Origin of the sequence: uncultured Lutibacter sp. (assembly GCF_947493565.1) — a bacterium.
In the GTDB taxonomy this organism is placed as follows: Bacteria; Bacteroidota; Bacteroidia; order Flavobacteriales; family Flavobacteriaceae; genus Lutibacter; species Lutibacter aestuarii.
Window position 1 is genome coordinate 236,081 of record NZ_CANLRG010000006.1, and the last position, 24,496, is coordinate 260,576.

The window sequence follows — 24,496 nt, forward strand, 5'->3', positions numbered from 1 at the left end:
GTAACAAATATTACATTAATAAAGTTTGTTATATTTTGAAGGGTTAGCTTCGTGCATTATTTGGTAAATAGCTTCAAAAATATCTTCAGCATTTGGTTTAGAAAAATAATCCCCATCTGTACCATACGCTGCTCTGTGTTCTTTAGCGCTTAAAGTTACTGGCTTGCTATCTAAATATTTATACGCATCTTGTTTTTCTAAAATTTCGTTAAGTAAATAGGCTGAAGCTCCACCAGGAACATCTTCATCTATAATTATAATTCTATTGGTTTTTTGGATGCTTTTTACAACATCTTGTTTAATGTCAAAAGGTAGTAAACTTTGTGCATCAATTATTTCGATATCAATATCAACCTGATTTAATTTACTTACTACATCTTCCACAATTTTTAAAGTTGAACCATAAGAAAGTACGGTAATATCTTTTCCTTCTTTAATGGTTTCAACAATGCCGATAGGAGTTTTAAACTCTCCAAAGTTGTTTGGTAATTTTTCTTTTAAACGGTATCCATTTAGGTTTTCAACAATAAGAGCAGGTTCGTCACATTCTAATAAGGTGTTGTAAAAACCAGCAGCTTTAGTCATATTTCTTGGAACTAAAATATTCATTCCTCTTAATAAATGTACAATAGCGCCCATTGGAGATCCAGAGTGCCAAATACCTTCTAGTCTATGCCCTCTAGTTCTAACAATTAAAGGAGCTTTTTGTTTACCTGCTGTTCTATAGTGTAGGGTAGCCAAATCATCACTCATAATTTGTAAGCCATAAAGTAGATAATCTAAATATTGAATTTCGGCAATTGGTCGAAGACCTCTCATTGCCATTCCAATTCCTTGTCCAATAATTGTAGCTTCTCTAATTCCAGTGTCTGAAACTCTTAATTTTCCATATTTTTCTTGAAGTCCAACCAAACCTTGATTTACATCACCAATATTACCTGAATCTTCACCAAAAATAAACACATCATTATATTTAGAAAAAATACAATCAAAATTATCTTTTATAATAATTCTTCCATCAACTAATTCAGGGTTCTCATTATAAGTAGGTAATACTTCTTTTACATGAAATACATTTTTATCGGTAGTGCTATTTAAATGAGAACTAAATCTTGGTTGCTCTGTTTCAAAATAATTAGTAATCCAGTTTTGCAGTTGTTTTTTTTCAGAAGAGCTTTCATTTCTAACGTAAATAATAGCATTTCTTGCCGTTGATAAAAGATCTTTTCTTGAAGGATCACTGATAGCAGTTAAGTCGTTTTTAAGTTTTGAAATAAAGGATTTATTATTACTTTTTGAGGCTAGATTTTCTAATAGCTGAGCTAAAATACTTCGTTGTTGTTTTATTGGGTTTAAGAAGTTATTCCACGCTTCTCTTTTAGCTTGATTAACTTCTTTTTTTGCATCTTTTTCAATTCGAATTAAAGCTTCCTCAGAATCTACAAATTTTAATACGTTATCATTTTCATCAGTAAGTTCAAATTCAATAATCCAGTCACGCATTTTAGAAATACAATCATGTTGTTTTTCCCAAATCAATCGTTCTTTAGATTTATAACGTTCATGTGACCCAGAGGTAGAATGTCCTTGTGGTTGTGTTAAATCTTTTACATGAATTAATACTGGAACGTGCTCTTCACGAGCAATTTTAGATGCTTTTGAATAAGCCTCTACTAATTGTGGATATTCCCAGCCTTTCACTACAATAATTTCATATCCATCAGTATTTTCATCTCTTTGAAACCCTTTTAAGATTTCAGAGATACTTTCTTTGGTGGTTTGAAATTTTGCAGGCACAGAAATTCCATAATCGTCATCCCAAACACTAATAATCATAGGAACTTGTATAACACCTGCTGCATTAATGGTTTCAAAAAACACACCTTCAGAAGTACTTGCATTACCAATAGTTCCCCAAGAAACTTCATTTCCATTATTGGAGAATTTTGAATTTTTTAATTCAGGAAGGTTACGGAACATTTTTGAAGCCTGAGCAATTCCTAACATTCTAGGCATTTGACCTGCTGTTGGTGAAATATCACTACTCGAATTGTATTGTTCTGTTAAATTTTTAAATTGTCCTTGTTCATCTAAGCTATGAGTTGCAAAATGTCCTCCCATTTGGCGTCCACCCGACATAGGATCTTCATTAATACTTGGATTTGCATATAACCCTGCAAAAAATTGTTGAGGTGTTAATTCGCCAATAGCCATCATAAATGTTTGATCTCTGTAATATCCCGATCTAAAATCACCTTTTTTAAAAGCTTTTGCCATAGCTAATTGAGGAACTTCTTTACCATCACCAAAAATCCCAAATTTTGCCTTTCCAGTTAAAACTTCTCTACGTCCTAAATAACTACATTCTCTGCTTATTACTGCTATTTTGTAGTCTTGAAGTACTTCTTTTTTAAATTCTGAAAAAGATAATTGTTGATGGCTTGTAGATGAAGATTTTACAGTCATATATTATGATTTTTTTAGTTTTGCAAAGTTAATGATTTTAAATGATATTTAAAAATAACTTCAATCAGTTGAAATATCTTAAAAAATATTGAGAATATATCATAAAAATTAAGATATGTTTAATGACTTTTAAAAAAATAAAAGATTATTTTAAAAGTTAGTAGAAACCTCTTCTAATAAAATTGTATATTTTTTTAGGTTTAATTACTAAAACAAATCTAATTTTAGAGCTATAGCTAGGGTCGGTAATTTCCCACCCTAAATTGGAATAGAAAGGAAAATAAACTTCTAAAATATCAGGTACAAAATTAAGACGTATTCCATTCTCATAAGCAAAATAAGCACTTTTCCCTTTGTTTTTTACAAAACCTATATCGTTATAAACCTCAAGCCATCTCCATAATCCTACGCTAGTGTTTATAGTGCTTAACCATTGGTTTGCATATGCAACTGGGAGTTTAGATTTAAATCCTCCTTCATTAATAATTATTTGCTGACTAAGAATACCTGTGGTTTCAGATCTACCTAAATAATCGTATTGAAATAAATAATCTGTTGGTCTATCTAAAGCAAAATCAAAAAAGTTAGTTTCGGTTTTATTAGTTAAAAATGCGCCAGCAAAAAATCTGAAATCAAACTGTCTATTAGCATCCGTCAAGACTCTATATTGACCTGTAAGTGATACTTTGCTAAATTTATTAGCTACTTGCATATTTGTTGAAAAGCGAACATCATTTATAATACCTGGTTTGGAATATCCAAAACCAAAATTAAATACATTGTATTTATTGGTTTCGGGATGTTGATCTAAAGTAGGTGTTTTTTCCCTGTCTATAACTGTATATGAAGCTCCTAAAACTTTGCTTTCAACATCTCTTAAATTTTTTCTTTTAAACTCTAATAATGCATAGTTTGTTAAAGTATTATAGGTTAAATTTTCAGCGTAGTGATAGCTAACTCCAGTTATACCTGCAGAAAATTTTTCAATTTTTTTATTTTCTGGCAAGTATTCATATTGAAAAGCAAAGGAGCCTGAAAATGAATTACTTTTGGTACTATATGAAGGGGTTACTTTGTAATTAAAACTTTTTCGTAAAAGTGTTTTATTAGATATGGCAAGCCCTAATACTAATCCGTCATAATAATTATACCTTGCAACTGGGGTGTAAAAAAACTGATTATAATAAGGGTTTTCAATATCTTTTAAAAATTTTAATTGAAGAGGTCTGTTAAATATTTTTTTGTCAATATTTTTCCAGTTATTTCTTAAATTATATTCAGGTAAAAGTGATTCATAATTTAATGAAATACGATTAAAACCATCTTTTGGAATGGTTATTTTTTTTATTGAGTCAATATCAATTAACCATTTTTTATACTTTATTTCATCATCTTTAATCCCATAAAGCTGAATAGGTGTGGTAAAATTTCGTTTGTTAAAAATAGTAATTTCAAGCGAATCGTTTTTCTCTTTCACTTTTTGAATAGTATAGTCAACTTTTTTATTGGTTTTTATATAATCATTTTTAAACCAGTCAATATTTTTTTCGGTATTAATTTCGTTAAAAAACAATAGACTTGTTGTCATTTTTCCAGTATATTTTTTGGAGTAATTTTTTATGGCATTTGTAATTATTGAATCTCCAACAAAATTTTCTAAATATTGTAAGCCTAGTCCAGCTTTATATTTATTTACTATTTTTCTGTTAAAGTTTGATAATGAATCTGCTTGAGTTGTTAATGCTTGATCTAAGTTTTTTCGAGCAGCAAATTGATAAACAAAAGGGTATTTTTGATTAAATGAAATTTTAGCTAAGTTAAAATTTCTTATGCCCCAAATTTTAGAAACAGTTCCTATAGCTTTTATTTCTGGGTAATATTTTTCAACATATTTGAGCATTAAATAAGTTTGTAGTCCATCAGCTAACCAGGCATCTTCTCTCATGTTAAATAAAAAAAGTTGATCAATGTATTTTTTAGATATTACTTTGAAGAGTTTGATGTCCCACTCAAAATTATCTGCATAAGGAGCTAAAAAGGAAGGTAATTGGTTAAATCCATACACAGGGTTTTTATCGTATTCAATTTTATTGACAAGCAATTTTTGATGCGGAAACTTACCTAAATAAGATTCGATAAAAGCGAGTTCTCTATTTAATATATCTGTTTGAACAGTATTGTTTAATTTTTCAGAATTTAAATTTGTAATAATTGAAACAGGACTGGTATTGAACTGAATAAAGTCATTTTGAGAACTGATATTTAATTCCATATCTAACTTGTGTTTTCCAGTTAATTTATAAACATTAATATTTTTTTTAACGCTTAGTGTGGTTTCTAAATCAGTATTAACTACATAATCAAAAGGAGTTAATAAATCAATTTCGTAATTGGAATAATCAATATACAAATCGTCCATATCCAAATTACTGTAAGTTTTCCATCCATTGTTATAAATTGCAGGTGCTAAATACCAGTAGCGCAAATTATAAGTATATATATCTACACCATAATTTGTAAATTTATCTTTGGGTATTTTTACCGTGTAAGTTGCGTTAATTTTTACCGATCCGTTTAAATGAAGAGGTTCTTTTAAGCTAATTTTAATAATATCAGGTTGATTTTCTGATGTTTCCCAATTGCTCAATTCATAATCAACAGAAATACTTTTAATATTGGTATGCCCTCGATGTTTTTCATTAGCGAAATGAAATGATTTAGAATAGTTTTCAATAAATCGTTTTGCTAAGGGTGTATTTTTATCTTTATAAGCATTTGGCCAATTATGAAGATATATTTCATTTAAAATTTCACCAGAGTTATTGTAATACGTTATGCTTTGTTGAATTCTAAGTTCTTTATCATAAGGGTTGAAAATGGCATTTATTTTTATAGTATTAGTTTGAGAATACAAAGTATTCAAACAAACCAAACATAAAATTAAAAATAATTGCTTTTTCAAAAGAGGGAGGTTTTTAAAAGTTAGGACTTAAACTATATTTTTTATAGAATGTATCAATAACTTCTAATACTTCTTCTTCAGTATCTACAAGTGAAATTAAATCTAAATCTTTAGGGCTAATATTCCCTTCATCAATTAAAGTGTTTTTTATCCAATCAAATAAACCAGCCCAAAACTTTCTTCCAACTAAAATTATTGGAAATTTTCCTATTTTTTTGGTTTGAATAAGTGTGATTGCCTCAAATAATTCGTCCATAGTTCCAAAGCCACCAGGCATAACTACAAACCCTTGTGAGTATTTTACAAACATTACTTTTCTAACAAAAAAGTAATCAAAATCTAAACTTTTATCAGCATCAATATAGGGGTTGTCATGTTGTTCAAAAGGGAGTTCAATATTTAATCCAACAGAGGTTCCTTTTCCTCTGTTTGCCCCTCTGTTACCAGCTTCCATAATTCCAGGCCCTCCACCAGTAACTACTCCATAACCGTGCTTTGTTAATTTGTAAGCTATATTTTCTGCTAGTTTATAATAATGATGATCTTGTTTGGTTCTTGCTGAACCAAAAATACTTACACAAGGTCCAATTTTACTTAAACGTTCAAAACCTTCAACAAATTCTGCCATAATTTTAAAAATAGCCCAAGAATCGTTGGTTTTAATTTCATTCCAAGTTTTTTGTTTAAATTTTTCTCGTATTTTTCTATCTTCGTTAGGAGTCATATTCTCTTAATTTTCTTTATAAATAAAATGATTTTTGGAATTATAAAAAAGTATTGGCGACTAATTTAATTCTTTTTTTAAGAATTTGGCGGTATAACTAAATTTATTCAAACTAACTTCTTCTGGTGTTCCAAAACAAATTAACTCGCCACCTTTTTTTCCACCTTCCATTCCAATGTCAATAATATGGTCGGCAAGTTTTATCACATCTAAATTATGCTCAATTACTAAAATGGTATTTCCTTTATTTGCTAATTTATTTAAAACTTCCATTAATACTCTAATGTCTTCAAAATGCAGGCCAGTAGTTGGTTCATCAAGGATGTAAAAAGTATTTCCAGTATCTCTTTTAGATAATTCTGCAGCTAATTTTATACGTTGAGCTTCTCCACCAGAAAGGGTAGTTGATTGCTGTCCTAAAGTTATATAACCTAAACCAACGTTGTTTATTGTTTTTAGTTTTCTGTAAATTTTAGGGATGTGTTGGAAAAAATCAACTGCTTCTTCAATAGTCATGTTTAAAACGTCTGAAATTGATTTTCCTTTGTAGCGAATTTCAAGGGTTTCTCTATTAAATCTTTTTCCTTGACAGGTTTCACATTCTACATGAACATCAGGTAAAAAATTCATTTCAATAACTCTTACGCCTCCACCTTGACATGTTTCACACCTTCCTCCTTTAACATTGAATGAAAACCTTCCAGGCTTATAACCTCTTATGGTAGCCTCATTAGTTTTTGCATATAAATTTCGTATTTCACTAAAAACTCCTGTATAAGTTGCTGGATTTGATCGAGGTGTTCTACCAATAGGAGATTGGTCTATATCAATTACTTTATCAACATGTTCCAAACCTTTGATTGATTGGTAAGGCATTGGTTTTTTTACACCTCTATAAATATGATGGTTTAAGATAGGGTATAAGGTTTCATTAATTAAAGTAGATTTTCCACTTCCTGAAACCCCCGTAACACAAATAAGTTTTCCTAAAGGAAATTCTACGGTAATATTTTTTAAATTATTGCCTGTAGCCCCGCTAAGTTTAATTGTTTTCCCATTTCCTTTTCTTCTTTTTTTAGGGATTTCAATTTTTTTGCTTCCATTCAAATAATCTGATGTAAGCGTGTGATGTGTTTTTAATTCTTCAAAACTTCCTTCGCTAACAATTTCACCTCCGTGTTTTCCAGCTCCTGGACCAATATCAAGTACAAAATCAGCATGTTCAATCATATCTTTATCGTGTTCAACAACAATAACAGAGTTTCCAACATCTCTAAGATTTAATAGCGATTTTATTAATTTTTCATTATCTCTTTGATGTAAACCAATACTAGGCTCATCTAAAATATAAAGTACTCCTACTAATTGAGAGCCTATTTGAGTGGCCAATCTAATTCGTTGAGCTTCTCCTCCAGAAAGCGATTTTGAACTTCTGTCCAACGTTAAATAATCTAAACCAACATCTAATAAAAATTGAATTCGGGTGCTAATTTCTTTAATAATTTCTGAAGCTATTTTAAGTTGTTTTTTAGATAGTTTTTCTTCAATTTTAGAAAACCAATTAGCGAGTTCTGTAATATCAAACTGAGCAAGTTCAGAAATATTTTTTTTATTGATTTTAAAATATAGAGCTTCTTTTTTTAAACGATTTCCATAACAAGTGTCGCAAACAACATCATCCATAAAATCATTCGCCCATCTTTTTATTGAAGTAGATTCGCTATTTGAATATTGATTTTGAATAAAATTTGTAATACCTTCAAAATCAATTTCATAAGTGCGAGTTATCCCCATAGTTTTTGAAGCAATTTCAAATTTTTCGTTTCCGCCATTTAAAATAATAGCCAAAGCTTCTTTAGGTATTTTTGAAATAGGATCTGTTAATTGAAATTTATAGCGTTCTGCAATTAAGTGTAATTGTTTAAAAATCCAACTATTTTTTTGTTCACCAAGAGGAGCAATTCCTCCTTTTCTAATTGAAATTTCAGGATTAGGAATTATTTTTTTAATATTAACTTTATGAATTCTACCTAATCCATTACAGGTTGTACAAGCTCCTTTAGGTGAATTAAAAGAAAATGAATTTGGTTCAGGGTTTGGGTAAGATATACCGGTATCTGGACACATTAATTCTCTACTAAAATATCGAGGCGTATTGGTGTTATGCTCCAAAACCATTAAAACATTTTCGCCAGAGTATAGGGCGGTGGTAATAGTTTCTTCCAGTCTTTTTAAGGAAGATGAATTTACTAATAATCGGTCTATTACAATTTCAATATCATGAGTTTTATAACGGTCAAGACGCATTCCTTTTTCAATTTCTTTTATCTCACCATCAACTCTCACACGTAAAAAACCTTGTTTGGCAATTTGTTCAAAAAGCTCTCTGTAATGACCTTTCCTAGATTTTATAATGGGAGCTAGAATTACAATTTTTTTACCATCAAACTCTTTTAAAATAAGTTCTTTTATCTGTTCATTGCTATAGCTTACCATTTTTTTATTGGTGTTGTAAGAATAGGCATCAGCTGCACGAGCGTATAACAATCTTAAGAAATCATATATTTCTGTTATGGTTCCAACTGTTGAACGTGGACTTTTATTGGTGGTTTTTTGCTCAATAGAAATCACTGGAGAAAGTCCATCAATTTTATCAACATCAGGTCGTTCTAAGCCTCCTAAAAATTGTCGAGCATATGCTGAAAATGTTTCAATATATCTTCGCTGTCCTTCTGCATAAATAGTATCAAAGGCTAATGAAGATTTTCCGCTACCACTTAAACCAGTAATAACAACTAGTTTTTCTCTAGGAATACGAACGTCAATATTTTTTAAATTATGAACTCTTGCTCCTAGAATTTCAATATACTCATCGTTTTTTTTCATAATTTTTTGGAAAGTTGCAAAGGTAGAAAAAATGAAGCTAAAATTTAGTTAACACTCATTTCTTATTTTGAAAATTAGTATATTGCGTTCAAATTTGTAGCCTTTGAAGTGGATTGATTCTATAAGACATTTTTTTGAAAAACATGGATTCGCAGTTTCTTCGAGATTTGCGGATAGATTGGGTATTAATGTTTCTTATGTGCGCTTGTTTTTTATTTATATTTCTTTTGTTACCCTTGGATTTTCTTTCGGAATTTATTTAACACTAGCGTTTTTATTACGCTTAAAAGATATGATTTATACTAAGCGAAAATCTGTTTTTGATTTGTAATATATGTTGAAAAAAACAAAACTATACATTTCAATATCATTGTTACTAATTGTAATGTCAATTGGGGTGTTAGGCTATATGTTAATTTCAAACGATACTTTTATCAACTCGTTGTATATGACCATAATTACAATGACAACGGTAGGTTTTGGTGAAGTACATCCTTTAAATAATACAGAAAAAATATTTACTATATTTTTAATTTTAATTAGTATTGTTGTTTATGGATATGCGGTTTCGGCTTTGACTGAATATTTAGCGAATGGAAAAATTCTTCAACGTTTAAAATATAAAAAAGTGCAACAAAAAATTGATAATTTAAAAAATCATACCGTTGTATGTGGTTATGGTAGAAATGGGAAGCAAGCAACCATAAAATTGAAAAATTTTAAAATGCCTTGCGTTGTTATTGAAAAAGATAAAGAACTTATAGAAGAGTTAGAACGTGATAATATATTATTTATTGAAGGTGATGCGACCGATGATGAAGCTTTACAGAAAGCTTCAATTCAAAACGCTAAAAGTTTAATAACAGCCTTGCCATCTGATGCTGATAATTTGTTTGTAGTTTTATCAGCAAGGCAATTAAGCAAAGATTTAACCATAATAAGTAGAGCTTCAAACGAATCATCTTATAAAAAACTATTAATTGCAGGTGCAACAAATATTATTATGCCAGATAAAATTGGGGGCATGCATATGGCCTCTTTGGTGGTTACTCCAGATTTAGTTGAATTTGTGGATCGTTTAACACTTTTAGATGATGAGTCTGCTAATTTAGAAGAAATATCAATAAATGACTTGCCATCAAAATATTTGAATAAAACTATTTTAGATTTAGATTTAAGAAAAAAAACAGGTTGTAACGTAATAGGTTTTAAAACAGCTGATAATGAATACATTATAAATCCTGAAGCTGAAACTATATTAAAACAAAATTCTAACCTGATTGTTTTAGGCAGGCCAAATCAAATTCAGAAACTTCGTCAAATTTTATAATTTTCATGATTATTAGTTAATGATAACTTTACAAGTTTATTGTTAAAAATTTGTAGTAAGCTCATTTTTTTGCCATATTGCATCCACTTTTATAAACTAACCAGTAATTATGAACAAAAAACTTCTATCACTACTACTCTTAGTAGTGCCATTTATTACTAAAGCTCAAGAAAAAGGTATTGATGAAAAAATTAACGATTGGTTTGAACCAATAACTGCTAAATGGGAAGGAATAGTGTTTTGGGTAGTTCCTGGTACTGGAGTTCCTTTAGTTGTTATTTTACTTGTTGTAGGAGCTTTGTTTTTTACCATTTATTTTAGATTTATCAATCTTAGAAGATTTCCTTTAGCTATTAATGTAGTTAGGGGCAAATATGATGAAGTTGAGGGTCATGGTGTAGAAAAAGCTGAAATTAATATTGTAGATGGTGATATTCCAGATACAATAAGAGATGAAAGTAAGGAAGGTGAAGTGAGTCATTTTCAAGCTTTGGCTACAGCTGTTTCGGGTACAGTAGGGTTAGGTAATATTGCTGGGGTAGCTTTAGCAATTTCAATTGGAGGTCCTGGAGCTACATTCTGGATGATTGTTGCCGGCTTATTAAGTATGTCAACCAAATTTGTTGAATGTACTTTAGGTGTGAAATATAGAGATGTTGGTCCAGATGGAACAGTTTATGGTGGGCCAATGTACTATCTTTCAAAAGGAATGAGTGAGAGAGGGTTTAAAAATTTTGGAAAAGTATTGGCTGTTTTATTTGCTATATTATGTGTGGGAGCTTCGTTTGGTGGAGGAAATGCTGTACAAGCCAACCAAGCTGCAGAACAATTATCTGCAATGTTAGGAATGCAAGGTGGGTACACAGGAACTTTAATTGGTGTGTTGATTGCTATTGTTGTTGGATTTGTGATTATTGGAGGAATCAAAAGAATAGCTTCTGTTACAGAAAAAATTGTACCTTTCATGGCGGTAATTTATATTTTAGCTTGCTTAATAGTAATGTTTGCTCACGCAAGTTATATTGATGATGCCATAGCTCTAATTTTTAGAGAAGCTTTTAGTCCAAGTGCTGGTTTAGGTGGCTTTTTTGGAGTGTTAATCACAGGTTTTAGAAGAGCTGTATTTTCTAATGAAGCTGGTGCTGGATCTGCAGCAATTGCACATTCAGCTGTAAAAACTAAATATCCAGCATCTGAAGGGATTGTTTCCTTATTAGAACCATTTATTGATACAGTTGTAATTTGTACTATGACAGCCTTAGTTATTATTTTTTATAATAGTGATGGCTTATTTGTATATGGAGGTGATGGAACAGGGAATGTTATTATTGATGGAGTTTCTGTTGGAGGTGTTAATTTAACATCTATGGCATTTAAATCGGTAATCCCATGGTTTCCATATGTGTTAACTTTAGCAGTTGTTCTTTTCGCTATTTCAACAATGATTTCTTGGTCATATTACGGCTTGCAATCATGGAAATTTTTATTTGGAAAAAGTAAAACAGCAGATATGACCTATAAATTGTTATTTATTGCCTTTATTATTATAGGTGCTGCTGCATCTATGCAAGCGGTATTTGCTTTTTCCGATGCAATGATTTTAGCGTTGGTGTTTCCAAATATGATAGGATTGCTATTCTTATTCCCAATAGTTAGAAAAGAATTAATCAAATATTTAAAGGCGCTTAAAATAAAATTAACCTTTATTAAATAAGCTTTTATGAAAATATTTAAATCCCATTTCTGGTATAATAAACGCCAAAGAAATGGGGTTTTCTTTTTATTAACTATGATCGTTTTATTGCAACTCATTTATTTTTTTGTTGATTTTTCTTCAACAGATAAAATAGATTTTAAAGAATATAAAGTTCAAAACTTTCAAAAAGAATTAGATTCTTTAAAATTAATTCAATTAAAAAAGAAAGAACCTAAAATATATCCATTCAATCCCAATTATATAACTGATTTTAAAGGCTATCAGTTAGGGATGAGTGTTGAAGAAATTGATAAGCTGCTCAAATTTAGGGCTGAAGGGAAGTTTGTAAATTCAGCTGGTGAGTTTCAAAAAGTAACAGGAGTTTCAGATAGTTTGCTTAAAAATATAAGTCCATTTTTTAAATTTCCAAGTTGGGTAACAACTAATCAACAAACAAATTCAACTAAAGTAACATCAAAGCCAATTCAAAAGCAAAATATCAATACAGCAAGTGTATCTGATTTTAAAATAATTTATGGAGTTGGCGATAAAATTGCAAATCGAATAGTTAGTTATAGGACTAAATTAAAAGGTTTTTCAATGAATGAACAAGTATATGAAGTGTGGAATTTAGATTCGTTATTGGTTGGTAAAATTTTTGATTATTTTGAAATTAGAGAAAAACCAATCATTCAAAAAATTAACATCAATCAAGCCACGTTTAAAGAAGTTTTAGCAATTGTATACTTAGATTATGAGCTTACTAAAAAGATTTTTAATTATAGAGATGAAGTTGCTGAAATACAGTCTATTGAAGAGTTGAAAAAAATAGATGGTTTTCCTTTAGAAAAATTTAGTAGAATAGCCTTATATTTGGACGCTAAATAAATTTTTATAATAATTCGGTAAGCCTGAAACTCAAAATATGTATTTTACAGAAGAACACGAAGTATTTCGACAAAGTTTTCGAGATTTTTTACAAAAAGAAGTAGTACCAAATGTTGATAGATGGGAAAAAGACGGTTTTATAGATAAAACGGTTTTTAAAAAATTTGGTGAAATGGGGTATTTTGGGTTGAGTTATCCTGAAGAATTTGGAGGACTAAATCTAGATCTATTTTATATGGTAGTTTTTTTAGAAGAATTACAAAAAGTAAATTCAGGAGGGGTTGCTGCTGCTATGTGGGCGCATGTTTATTTGGCAATGACGCATTTAAATGCTGAAGGAAGTCAAAAAATAAAAGAAAAATATTTAGCACCTAGTATACAAGGCGATAAAGTAGGTTGTTTGTGTATTTCTGAACCTTTTGGAGGTTCAGATGTAGCAGCTATGAGAACTACAGCGACTAAAAAAGGAGATACTTATATTTTAAATGGATCAAAAACATTTATTACCAATGGGGTTTATTCAGATTATTTAGTTGTTGCTGCAAAAACAAGTCCTAAACTAGGAAATAAAGGCATGAGTATTTTTGTAGTTGATCGCCAATCTATTGGTCTTTCGGCTACTCCGCTAGTCAAATTAGGGTGGAAAGCATCTGATACAGCAGAAATAGCTTTTGATAATGTAAAAGTCCCTAAAGAAAATATGTTGGGTGAAGAAGGGAAAGGGTTTGGATATATTATGCAGCACTTTGCTTCTGAAAGAGTTATTATGGGAGTAAATGCACATGCAAGAGCAGAATACGCATTAAATTATGCGCTAAATTATATGTCTGAAAGAATGGCGTTTGGAAAAACAATTGATAAATTTCAAGCGTTACGACATAAAGTGGCAGATATGGCTAGTGAAATTGAAATGTGTAAAGAGTTTAATTATTCTGTTGTTAGAAGGTTAAATAAGGGACAATATGTTGTCAAGGAGGCGAGTATGTCTAAACTAATATCTACAAAAATTGCTGATGAAGTAATTTATAACTGTTTGCAGCTACTTGGAGGTTACGGATATATGGAAGAGTATCCAATGGCAAGACTTTTAAGAGATAGTAGATTAGGACCAATTGGAGGAGGTACTTCTGAAATTTTACGCGAAATTATAGCTAAAATTATTATTGATAAAAAAGAATACAAACCATTAGCTTAAATAAAATAAATTTATTTATTGTAGGTATTTAAATTGTTTGTATCTTTGCAATCCAAAATTTAAAAAGAACAGTTTGAAAGGAGGTGCTAAAATATGTTAATCATACCAGTTAAAGACGGAGAAAATATTGATAGAGCGTTAAAACGTTATAAAAGAAAATTTGATCGTACTAAAACAATGAAAAATTTACGTAACCGTAAACAATTCAATAAGCCATCAGTTACAAAACGTGCGCAAAACATAAAAGCTCAATATATTCAAAGATTAAGAACAGCAGAAGAGCAAGGTTAATTTTTGATTAAAATACTAAACCGTTAGTAAATGCAAATAACAATTCGTAAATTTGTGTGCTAACGGTTTTTTTATGCCTATAACTTCCTTTTTAAAATACCTATCTTTAGAAAAAAAATACTCAGAACATACGGTTACAGCCTATAAAAATGACCTTTGTACTTTTCAACAGTTTTGCGAAAAAGAATTTCATTCTAGTAATATTACATCTGTAAATTACGCTCAAATTAGAAGTTGGATTGTAAGTTTAGTGGAATTGAACATTTCAAATAGAACTATAAATAGAAAAATTTCTTCCTTAAAATCATTTTATAAATTCCTTTTAAAAACAAGCCAAATAAAGGTAAATCCACTTCAAAAGCATCAGGCTTTAAAAGTTGCAAAGCAAGTTCAAGTTCCTTTTTCAAAAAAGGAAATTTCAGATGTTATAAATTTTGATGTTGGTGTGGTTGATTTTGAAACTGTTAGAAATAAAGTAATAGTCGAATTATTTTATTCAACAGGGATAAGAAGAAGCGAATTGACTAATATTAAAATAACAGATATTGACTTTGTTAATGATACTGTTAAAGTATTAGGAAAAAGAAATAAAGAACGTTATATTCCGTTGTTAAAATCAGTAAAAGAATCCTTAAAAAAATATATTATTTTAAGAGAAGAGCTAACTAAAAAAGAAGCTTATTTATTTCTTACAAAAAAAAGTAAAAAAATTTATGATACACTTGTGTATCGTATAATAAATAATTATTTTAGTTGTGTGTCGTCAAAAGTTAAAAAGAGCCCACATATTATTAGGCATTCTTTTGCAACACACCTATTAGATGAAGGCGCAGATTTAAACTCGGTTAAAGAATTACTTGGGCATTCTAGTTTAGCGTCAACACAAGTATATACCCACAGTAGTTTGGGTAAGTTAAAAGAAGTATATAACCAAGCTCACCCAAGGAGCAAAAAAACTAATTTCTTATGAAAGTATATGTACAGTCGGTTAATTTTAATGCAGATAAGAAGCTTATCGAATTTATTGAGAAAAAAGTAAATAATTTAGAAAAATATTATGATAGAATAGTAGATTGTGAAGTGTTTTTAAAGGTACAACAAACCAGCGAAAAAGAAAATAAAACAGTAGATATAAAATTGAATGTACCAGGGAATGATATGGTAGTAAAAAAACAATGTAAAACTTTTGAAGAAGGAACTTCATTAGCTGTTGATTCTTTAAAGCGAACTTTAATTAAAATGAAAGAGAAAGTAAGTGCTAAATAAATTATTAAAAAATAATTAGAAAAGTTTTGTTTAAAAATAAAACTTTAATACATTTGCAGTCCGTTAGAAATAGCGGACTTCTTTTGTGGAGTAAAATGCCGATGTAGCTCAGCTGGCTAGAGCAGCTGATTTGTAATCAGCAGGTCGTGGGTTCGAGTCCCTCCATCGGCTCAGGTCTTTGAAAAATTAAAATGGTGAGATACTCAAGTGGCCAACGAGGGCAGACTGTAAATCTGCTGCGCAAGCTTCGGAGGTTCGAATCCTCCTCTCACCACAAAAAAGTAATAAGAAATTATTACCAATGATGATTTGAAAAAATTATTGCGAGAGTAGCTCAGTTGGTAGAGCTTCAGCCTTCCAAGCTGACTGTCGCCGGTTCGAGCCCGGTCTCTCGCTCTTTTTTGGCCGGTGTAGCTCAGGGGTAGAGCGTTTCCTTGGTAAGGAAGAGGTCACGGGTTCAAATCCCGTCATTGGCTCAAGTAAAGAATTGAATTTAACACTATATATAACTAAGATTTAAAAATTAATAATTATGGCTAAAGAAACCTTCGATCGTTCGAAACCACATTTAAACATTGGTACTATTGGACACGTTGATCACGGTAAAACAACCTTAACAGCTGCTATTACTGTTGTATTAGCAGAGAAAGGACTTTCTGAAGTAAAAGATTTCGATCAAATCGATAATGCACCTGAGGAAAAAGAAAGAGGTATTACAATTAATACTGCTCACGTAGAATATCAAACAGCTAACCGTCACTATGCTCACGTTGACTGTCCAGGTCACGCGGATTACGTAAAGAACATGGTAACTGGTGCTGCTCAAATGGATGGTGCTATTATAGTAGTAGCTGCAACTGATGGTCCAATGCCTCAAACAAGAGAGCATATCTTATTAGGTCGTCAGGTAGGTATTCCAAGATTAGTTGTATTCATGAATAAAGTGGATATGGTTGATGATGAAGAGTTACTAGAATTAGTAGAGATGGAAATTAGAGATTTATTATCATTCTACGAATATGATGGTGATAATACTCCTGTAATTCAAGGATCTGCTTTAGGTGGTTTAAATTTAGAGCCTAAATGGGTTGAGAAAATTATGGAGTTAATGGATGCAGTTGATAACTGGATTGAATTACCAAAGCGTGATGTTGATAAAGATTTCTTAATGCCAATTGAAGATGTATTCTCAATTACTGGTCGTGGTACTGTAGCAACTGGTCGTATTGAAACTGGTGTGGCTAATACTGGAGATCCTGTTGATATTATTGGTATGGGTGCTGAAAAATTAACTTCTACTATTACTGGAGTTGAAATGTTCCGTAAAATATTAGATAGAGGTGAAGCTGGAGATAACGTAGGTATCTTATTAAGAGGTATTGCAAAAGAAGATATTCGTAGAGGTATGGTAATTTGTAAGCCAAAATCAGTTACTCCACATGCTAAATTTAAAGCTGAGGTTTATATCCTTAAAAAAGAAGAAGGTGGACGTCACACTCCATTCCACAACAACTATCGTCCACAGTTTTACGTACGTACAACTGACGTAACAGGTACTATTAACTTACCTGATGGAGTTGAAATGGTAATGCCAGGTGATAACTTAACTATTACTGTAGATTTACACCAACCAATTGCATTAAACGTAGGTTTACGTTTTGCAATCCGTGAAGGTGGTAGAACAGTAGGTGCAGGTCAGGTAACTGAATTATTAGATTAATCTGATACACCTTTGTTATAAAATAAAATCATAGGTGCTTCTTTTTAGAGGAGCACCTTATGTTTACGGGTGTAGCTCAGTTGGTAGAGCACTGGTCTCCAAAACCAGGTGTCGGGAGTTCGAGCCTCTCCACCCGTGCAAAATTTGAAAAAATGAATTTAGTTAAATATATTAAAGACTCATTTGAAGAGTTACGCAATAAAGTATCTTGGATTTCTTGGGAAGAAGCTCAAAAATCTACAGTAGTTGTTGCTATTTTTACAGTTTTATTTGCATTGGCAGTATTTCTTGTAGATAAAGTTTTTCAAACAGGTTTGACGGAGTATTTTAAACTATTTTAATTATAAAAAGTTATTATGACTGATTCTGTTAAAAAGTGGTACGTAGTTAGAGCTATTGGTGGGCAAGAAAATAAGGTAAAATCTTATATTGAAAATGAAATTGCTCGTTTGGGAATGACTGATTATGTTGATAGAGTTTTAGTGCCTACAGAAAAAGTAATTCAAGTACGTAATGGAAAGAAAATAAATAAAGAAAGAGTTTACTTTCCAGGTTATGTTATGATTGAAGCTAACTTGAGTGGAGAATTACCACATATAATTAAATCTATTCCTGGTGTTATTGGGTTTTTAGGAGAAGTTAAAGGAGGAGATCCTGTTCCAATGAGAAAATCTGAAATCAACCGTATGTTAGGTAAAGTTGATGAGTTATCAGTTCAAAATGATAATGTTGCAATACCATATGTAGTAGGAGAAACAGTTAAAGTAATTGATGGACCATTTAATGGTTTTGATGGTACTATAGAAAAAATAAATGAAGAAAAGCGTAAACTTGAAGTAATGGTTAAAATTTTCGGAAGAAAAACACCATTAGAACTAAGTTATATGCAAGTTGAAAAAATTTCATAATTGTTACATAATATAATTTGTGGTATTACATATCGCTTCCAAATAATGTGTAATATCTAATTTAAGATTAAAAAATGGCAAAAGAAGTTAGTAAAGTAGTAAAATTACAAGTTCGTGGAGGTGCTGCAAATCCATCACCACCAGTTGGACCTGCTTTAGGTGCTGCCGGAGTTAACATTATGGAGTTCTGTAAGCAATTTAATGCTAGAACTCAAGACAAACAAGGAAAAGTTTTACCAGTTGCAATTACTGTATACAAGGATAAATCTTTCGACTTTGTTGTTAAAACTCCACCAGCAGCTGTGCAAATTTTAGAAGCAGCTAAAGTAAAAAAAGGTTCTTCTGAGCCTAATCGTAATAAAGTAGCTACAGTTACTTGGGATCAATTGAAAGTGATTGCTGAAGATAAAATGGCAGATTTAAATGCTTTTACAGTAGAATCAGCTATGTTAATGATGGCGGGTACGGCACGATCAATGGGTATTAGAGTAAAAGGAGAAGCTCCAGTAAAACAATAAAACAGTTATTAAAAATGGCAAAATTAACTAAAAAGCAAAAGGAAGCACATGCTAAAGTTGATAAAACTCAAGCATATTCTTTAAAAGATGCTTCTGCTTTAGTAAAAGAAATTACTAGTGTAAATTTTGATGCATCTATTGATTTAGCTGTTAAGTTAGGAGTAGATCCTCGTAAAGCTAATCAAATGGTTAGAGGGGTAGTAACATTACCTCACGGAACAGGTAAAGATGTTAAAGTTTTAGCATTAGTAACTCCAGATAAAGAAGCAGATGCTACTGCAGCAGGTGCTGATTATGTTGGGTTAGATGAATACCTTCAAAAAATTAAAGAAGGATGGACTGATGTTGACGTAATAATTACAATGCCGAGTGTTATGGGTAAATTAGGACCGTTAGGACGTATATTAGGTCCTAGAGGGTTAATGCCTAACCCAAAAACAGGTACTGTAACTATGGATGTGGCAAAAGCAGTAACAGAAGTAAAAGCTGGTAAAATTGACTTTAAAGTTGATAAAACAGGTATTATACATGCTGCAATTGGTAAAGCATCATTTGACGTTAATAAAATTGCTGAAAATGCAAATGAATTAATTCAAACTTTAATAAAGTTAAAACCAACAGCTGCAAAAGGAACTTATATTAAAAGTATTTTTATGTCAAGTACTATGAGTCCTGGAGTAGGTATAGATCCAAAATCAGTTTAATTAAAGTTAAAACTTAGTAATTATGACGAGAGAAGAAAAATCACAAGTAATCGAAGCTTTAACAACACAGTTAACTGATGGAAACATTATCTACTTAGCAGATATTTCTGGTTTAAATGCTTTAGACACCTCTAATTTACGTAGAGCATGTTTTAAAGCAAATATAAAACTGGCAGTTGTTAAAAATACATTGCTTTCAAAAGCAATGGAAAAATCTGATAAAGATTTTGGTGACTTACCATCTACATTAAAAGGAAATACTTCTTTAATGTTTTCAGAAACAGGTAATGCGCCAGCAAAATTAATTAAAGAATTCCGTAAGAAATCAAACAAACCTTTATTAAAAGGAGCTTATGTTGAAGAGGCAATTTATATTGGTGATGACCAATTAGATTCACTAGTTAACATTAAATCTAAAGAAGAGGTTATTGGAGATATCATTACATTATTACAATCACCAGCTAAAAATGTTATTTCAGCATTACAGTCTGGAGGAAGTAAATTATCAGGTATTCTAAAAACTTTATCAGAAAAAGAATAAGCGCACTAATAAACTAATATAATAAAATTTAAACAAAGAGAAATGGCAGATTTAAAAGATTTCGCAGAACAACTTGTTAACTTAACAGTTAAAGAAGTAAACGAGTTAGCTGATATTTTAAAAAACGAATACGGTATTGAACCAGCAGCAGCAGCAGTAGCAGTTGCAGGTCCAGCAGCAGGTGGAGAAGCAGCAGCTGAAGAAAAATCAGAATTTGATGTAATTTTAAAAGCAGCAGGTAGTTCAAAATTAGCAGTTGTTAAATTAGTTAAAGAATTAACTGGTTTAGGATTAAAAGAAGCTAAAGGTATCGTTGATAGCGCGCCAGCACCAATCAAAGAAGGAATTTCTAAAGACGAAGCTGAAGGATTAAAAGCTTCATTAGAAGAAGCTGGAGCAGAGGTTGAGCTTAAATAAGCTTTCAACAGCTAAAACAATTTAAGGTTTAGGTCTGGGGATACCCTTAGACCTAAACCATTTTGCGTATATATTCGTTCTTATATTTTAATAGTTTTTTAACCTAAAGTTTTTGTCCATTGGCCACAAAAAAATTCACCGAAAGAATAAACTTTGCATCAGCTAAATTGGTAACTGAATATCCTGATTTTTTAGATATTCAGGTAAAATCGTTTCAAGATTTTTTCCAATTAAAAACTAAAGCTGACGAACGAAGTACCGAAGGATTATATAAAACCTTCCTTGACAACTTCCCAATTTCAGATACTCGTAACCAATTTGTGTTAGAGTTTATTGATTACTTTGTTGATCCACCAAGATATTCTATACAAGAATGTATTGAAAGAGGATTAACCTATAGTGTTCCTTTAAAGGCACGCTTAAAATTGTACTGTACTGATCCTGAGCACGAAGATTTTGAAACTATCGTACAAGATGTATATTTAGGTACAATTCCTTATATGACTAACAGTGGTACTTTCGTTATAAATGGTGCTGAAAGAGTTGTAGTATCTCAGCTACACCGTTCACCAGGAGTATTCTTTGGACAGTCGTTCCACGCAAACGGAACTAAATTATATTCAGCTAGAGTAATTCCTTTTAAAGGTTCTTGGATAGAGTTTGCAACAGATATCAATCAAGTAATGTATGCTTATATTGATAGAAAGAAAAAATTACCTGTAACCACATTATTTAGAGCTATTGGTTACGAAAGAGATAAAGATATTCTTGAAATATTTAACTTGGCTGAAGAAGTTAAAGTTTCAAAAAGTGGACTTAAAAAAGTATTAGGTAGAAAATTAGCAGCCCGTGTTTTAAAAACTTGGTTTGAAGATTTTGTGGATGAAGATACTGGTGAAGTAGTTTCTATTGAAAGAAATGAAATAGTATTAGATAGAGATACTATTTTAGAAAAAGAACAAATTGAGGAGATTATTGAATCTGGCTCAAAAACTATATTGCTTCATAAAGAAGACAATGAAATGGCCGATTATGCCATTATACACAATACCTTACAAAAAGATCCAACAAACTCTGAAAAAGAAGCTGTTGAGCATATTTACAGACAATTACGTAATGCTGAACCGCCAGATTTTGAAACAGCTAAAGGTATTATTGATAAATTGTTCTTTTCTGAACAACGTTACAATTTAGGTGAAGTTGGACGTTACAGAATGAATAAAAAACTTGGACTTAACGAAGATATCGATCAAAAAGTTTTAACTAAAGTTGATATTATTACAATTATCAAAAATTTAATTAAGTTAGTTAATTCTAAAGCTGAAGTAGATGATATTGACCACCTTTCTAATCGTCGTGTACGTACTGTTGGCGAACAATTAGCTAGTCAGTTTGGTGTAGGATTGTCTCGTATGGCTCGTACCATTCGTGAGCGTATGAATGTTCGTGATAATGAGGTGTTTACGCCCATTGATTTGATCAATGCTAAAACTTTATCATCGGTAATTAATTCGTTCTTTGGAACAAACCAGTTATCTCAATTTATGGATCAAACAAATCCATTAGCTGAAATAACTCACAAAAGAAGATTATCTGCATTAGGACCTGGAGGTTTATCCCGTGAAAGAGCTGGGTTTGAGGTACGAGATGTTCACTATACACATTACGGACGTTTATGTCCAATTGAAACTCCTGAAGGACCAAATATTGGTTTAATATCTTCATTGGCTGTTTTTGCAAAAGTGAATAATTTAGGATTTATAGAAACTCCTTATAGAGAAGTAAAAGAAGGAAATGTTAACATTACCGATGAGCCTAGATACTTAAGCGCAGAAGAAGAAGAAGGAATGAAGTTTGCGCAATCAAACCTTCCTTTAGATGAAAATGGTAAGTTTGTTAATGATAAAGTAATTGTTCGTGAAGAAGCAGATTATCCTGTAGTAGAACCTGAAAAGGTTAACTATATGGATGTTGCTCCAAACCAAATTGCATCAATTTCTGCGTCATTAATTCCATTCTTAGAACATGATGATGCCAACCGTGCATTAATGGGGTCGAATATGATGCGTCAAGCAGTTCCATTATTAAGACCAGAATCTCCAATTGTTGGTACTGGTTTAGAAAGAAGAGTTGCTAAAGATTCCAGAATTTTAATGAATGCTGAAGGAGATGGAGTTGTAGAATATGTTGATGCAAATACCATTAAAATTAAATACGATAAATCTGAAGAAGATCATATGGTAAGCTTTGATGGAGATAGCAAAACATATGATTTAATTAAGTTTAGAAAAACCAACCAAGGAACCTCAATTAACCTAAAACCAATTGTTAAAAAAGGAGATAGAGTTGAAGAAGGTCAAGTACTTTGTGAAGGTTATGCTACCCAAAAAGGTGAATTAGCTTTAGGTAGAAATATGAAAGTAGCCTTTATGCCTTGGAAAGGGTATAATTTTGAGGATGCAATTGTAATTTCTGAAAAAGTTGTAAAAGAAGATATTTTTACATCTATTCATATTGATGAGTATTCTTTAGAAGTAAGAGATACAAAATTAGGAGCAGAAGAATTAACAAACGATATTCCTAACGTTTCAGAAGAAGCTACAAAAGATTTAGATGAAAACGGAATGATTCGTATTGGTGCTGAGGTAAAACCTGGTGATATTTTAATAGGTAAAATTACACCAAAAGGAGAATCAGATCCAACACCAGAAGAAAAATTATTAAGAGCAATATTTGGTGATAAAGCTGGAGATGTAAAAGATGCATCATTAAAAGCTTCTCCATCTTTAAGAGGTGTTGTTATTGATAAAAAATTATTTGAACGCGCTGTAAAAGATAAATCTAAAAGAGCTAAAGATAAAGTTAGTATAGCCAACTTAGAAAGTAAATATACTGCTAAATTAGAAGAGTTACGATCAATATTAATTGAAAAGCTATTTACATTAATTAGTGGTAAAACGTCACAAGGTGTACAAAATGATTTAGGAGAAGAAATTCTTCAAAAAGGAAAGAAGTTTACATTAAAAATGTTAAACGCAGTACCTGATTTTATTTATTTAACAAAAGGAGTTTGGACTACAGATGATCACATAAACTCACTTGTAAATGAATTAATTCACAATTACAAGATAAAAGTAAATGATTTACAAGGGTCGTTACGTCGTGAGAAATTTACAGTTTCAGTTGGAGATGAATTACCAGCAGGAATTTTAAAATTAGCAAAAATTTATATTGCTAAAAAACGTAAATTAAAAGTAGGTGATAAAATGGCAGGACGTCACGGAAACAAAGGTATTGTTGCCCGTATTGTTCGTCAAGAAGATATGCCTTTCTTAGAAGATGGAACACCAGTAGATATTGTATTAAATCCATTAGGAGTACCTTCTCGTATGAATATTGGTCAAATTTATGAGACGGTTCTTGGATGGGCTGGTCAAAAATTAGATCAAAAATATGCCACTCCAATTTTTGATGGTGCAACTATTGATCAAATAACAAAGTTAACTGATGAAGCAGGAGTTCCTCAATACGGTCATACATATTTATATGATGGAGGAACAGGAGAACGTTTTGATCAACCAGCAACTGTAGGTGTAATTTATATGATTAAATTAGGTCATATGATTGATGATAAAATGCACGCACGTTCTATTGGACCATACTCTTTAATAACACAACAACCATTAGGAGGTAAAGCTCAATTTGGAGGTCAACGTTTTGGAGAGATGGAGGTATGGGCACTTGAAGCTTATGGAGCATCAAGTACATTACGTGAAATTTTAACAGTAAAATCTGACGATGTTCTAGGTAGAGCAAAAACATATGAAGCTATTGTTAAAGGTGATTCAATGCCTGAGCCAGGATTACCAGAATCATTTAACGTATTAATGCATGAGTTAAGAGGACTTGGCTTAGACGTTAGATTAGAGGAATAATAACTAAGATTACTTAGACGGTTAAGGTTTAACTTTCTAAGTAATCATA

The 24,496-nt window shown here is 31.1% G+C and carries 20 protein-coding genes and 5 tRNA genes; 21 read left to right on the plus strand and 4 right to left on the minus strand.

Annotated features, from left to right (window positions below):
* Positions 1-15 precede the first annotated feature (15 nt).
* The 4 genes from Q0714_RS09625 to uvrA all read right to left on the minus strand — a co-directional run bounded on the left by Q0714_RS09625 (position 16) and on the right by uvrA (position 9,038).
* Positions 16-2,466 (minus strand): thiamine pyrophosphate-dependent enzyme, encoded by a 2,451-nt coding sequence (locus Q0714_RS09625; protein ID WP_298264526.1) that lies wholly within the window; start codon positions 2,464-2,466, stop codon positions 16-18.
* 157 nt (positions 2,467-2,623) lie between these two features.
* On the minus strand, positions 2,624-5,428 hold the full coding sequence (locus Q0714_RS09630) for an aminopeptidase (RefSeq protein ID WP_298264527.1): 2,805 nt from the start codon (positions 5,426-5,428) through the stop codon (positions 2,624-2,626).
* Positions 5,429-5,441: 13 nt separating this feature from the next.
* Positions 5,442-6,152, minus strand: a complete 711-nt coding sequence (locus Q0714_RS09635; protein ID WP_298264529.1) for a TIGR00730 family Rossman fold protein — start codon at positions 6,150-6,152, stop codon at positions 5,442-5,444.
* Positions 6,153-6,212: 60 nt separating this feature from the next.
* Entirely contained in the window at positions 6,213-9,038 is a 2,826-nt protein-coding gene (gene uvrA, locus Q0714_RS09640) for an excinuclease ABC subunit UvrA (protein WP_298264530.1), read from the minus strand.
* Between the two features lie 103 nt (positions 9,039-9,141).
* On the opposite strand from uvrA, the gene Q0714_RS09645 reads away from it, so the two are divergent.
* The 21 genes from Q0714_RS09645 to rpoB all read left to right on the plus strand — a co-directional run bounded on the left by Q0714_RS09645 (position 9,142) and on the right by rpoB (position 24,447).
* The gene (locus Q0714_RS09645; protein ID WP_298264531.1) at positions 9,142-9,369 is read left to right on the plus strand and encodes a PspC domain-containing protein; all 228 of its coding nucleotides are present in this window, start codon (positions 9,142-9,144) and stop codon (positions 9,367-9,369) included.
* A 3-nt stretch (positions 9,370-9,372) separates the two neighbouring features.
* Positions 9,373-10,368 (plus strand): TrkA family potassium uptake protein, encoded by a 996-nt coding sequence (locus tag Q0714_RS09650; protein ID WP_298264532.1) that lies wholly within the window; start codon positions 9,373-9,375, stop codon positions 10,366-10,368.
* A 109-nt stretch (positions 10,369-10,477) separates the two neighbouring features.
* On the plus strand, positions 10,478-12,082 hold the full coding sequence (locus tag Q0714_RS09655) for a sodium:alanine symporter family protein (protein WP_298264534.1): 1,605 nt from the start codon (positions 10,478-10,480) through the stop codon (positions 12,080-12,082).
* 6 nt (positions 12,083-12,088) lie between these two features.
* Complete coding sequence (locus Q0714_RS09660) at positions 12,089-12,952, plus strand: helix-hairpin-helix domain-containing protein (protein ID WP_298264536.1); 864 nt, start codon at positions 12,089-12,091, stop codon at positions 12,950-12,952.
* A gap of 37 nt (positions 12,953-12,989) precedes the next feature.
* Positions 12,990-14,147 (plus strand): acyl-CoA dehydrogenase family protein, encoded by a 1,158-nt coding sequence (locus Q0714_RS09665; RefSeq protein ID WP_298264537.1) that lies wholly within the window; start codon positions 12,990-12,992, stop codon positions 14,145-14,147.
* Between the two features lie 93 nt (positions 14,148-14,240).
* Positions 14,241-14,438: a 30S ribosomal protein S21 gene (gene rpsU / locus Q0714_RS09670; protein ID WP_298264538.1), complete on the plus strand. Its 198-nt coding sequence runs from the start codon at positions 14,241-14,243 to the stop codon at positions 14,436-14,438.
* A 73-nt stretch (positions 14,439-14,511) separates the two neighbouring features.
* Positions 14,512-15,408, plus strand: coding sequence for a tyrosine-type recombinase/integrase (locus Q0714_RS09675; protein WP_298264540.1), 897 nt, complete (start codon positions 14,512-14,514; stop codon positions 15,406-15,408).
* Positions 15,405-15,704: a ribosome-associated translation inhibitor RaiA gene (gene raiA / locus Q0714_RS09680; protein WP_298264541.1), complete on the plus strand. Its 300-nt coding sequence runs from the start codon at positions 15,405-15,407 to the stop codon at positions 15,702-15,704. The genes Q0714_RS09675 and raiA overlap by 4 nt, the downstream gene beginning before the upstream one ends.
* Before the next feature lie 97 nt (positions 15,705-15,801).
* Positions 15,802-15,875 (plus strand) — tRNA-Thr (locus tag Q0714_RS09685).
* Positions 15,876-15,897: 22 nt separating this feature from the next.
* Positions 15,898-15,978: transfer RNA gene (locus Q0714_RS09690), tRNA-Tyr, on the plus strand.
* Between the two features lie 49 nt (positions 15,979-16,027).
* A tRNA-Gly gene (locus tag Q0714_RS09695) sits at positions 16,028-16,100 on the plus strand.
* 8 nt (positions 16,101-16,108) lie between these two features.
* Positions 16,109-16,180 (plus strand) — tRNA-Thr (locus Q0714_RS09700).
* Between the two features lie 56 nt (positions 16,181-16,236).
* Positions 16,237-17,424, plus strand: a complete 1,188-nt coding sequence (gene tuf, locus Q0714_RS09705; RefSeq protein WP_298264543.1) for an elongation factor Tu — start codon at positions 16,237-16,239, stop codon at positions 17,422-17,424.
* Positions 17,425-17,489: 65 nt separating this feature from the next.
* Positions 17,490-17,562 (plus strand) — tRNA-Trp (locus Q0714_RS09710).
* Positions 17,563-17,576: 14 nt separating this feature from the next.
* The gene (secE, locus tag Q0714_RS09715) at positions 17,577-17,765 is read left to right on the plus strand and encodes a preprotein translocase subunit SecE (RefSeq protein ID WP_298264545.1); all 189 of its coding nucleotides are present in this window, start codon (positions 17,577-17,579) and stop codon (positions 17,763-17,765) included.
* Positions 17,766-17,780: 15 nt separating this feature from the next.
* Entirely contained in the window at positions 17,781-18,332 is a 552-nt protein-coding gene (gene nusG, locus Q0714_RS09720) for a transcription termination/antitermination protein NusG (protein ID WP_298264546.1), read from the plus strand.
* A 74-nt stretch (positions 18,333-18,406) separates the two neighbouring features.
* Positions 18,407-18,850, plus strand: coding sequence for a 50S ribosomal protein L11 (gene rplK / locus Q0714_RS09725; protein WP_298264547.1), 444 nt, complete (start codon positions 18,407-18,409; stop codon positions 18,848-18,850).
* 14 nt (positions 18,851-18,864) lie between these two features.
* A complete protein-coding gene (rplA, locus tag Q0714_RS09730) occupies positions 18,865-19,554 on the plus strand; it encodes a 50S ribosomal protein L1 (RefSeq protein ID WP_298264549.1) in 690 nt (229 codons plus the stop codon).
* Between the two features lie 22 nt (positions 19,555-19,576).
* Entirely contained in the window at positions 19,577-20,095 is a 519-nt protein-coding gene (rplJ, locus tag Q0714_RS09735) for a 50S ribosomal protein L10 (RefSeq protein ID WP_298264551.1), read from the plus strand.
* 42 nt (positions 20,096-20,137) lie between these two features.
* Positions 20,138-20,512: a 50S ribosomal protein L7/L12 gene (gene rplL / locus Q0714_RS09740; RefSeq protein WP_298264552.1), complete on the plus strand. Its 375-nt coding sequence runs from the start codon at positions 20,138-20,140 to the stop codon at positions 20,510-20,512.
* 119 nt (positions 20,513-20,631) lie between these two features.
* Positions 20,632-24,447 carry a DNA-directed RNA polymerase subunit beta gene (gene rpoB / locus Q0714_RS09745; protein WP_298264553.1) on the plus strand — a complete coding sequence of 1,272 codons (3,816 nt, stop codon included), beginning with the start codon at positions 20,632-20,634 and terminating at the stop codon, positions 24,445-24,447.
* The last annotated feature ends 49 nt before the right edge of the window (positions 24,448-24,496 follow it).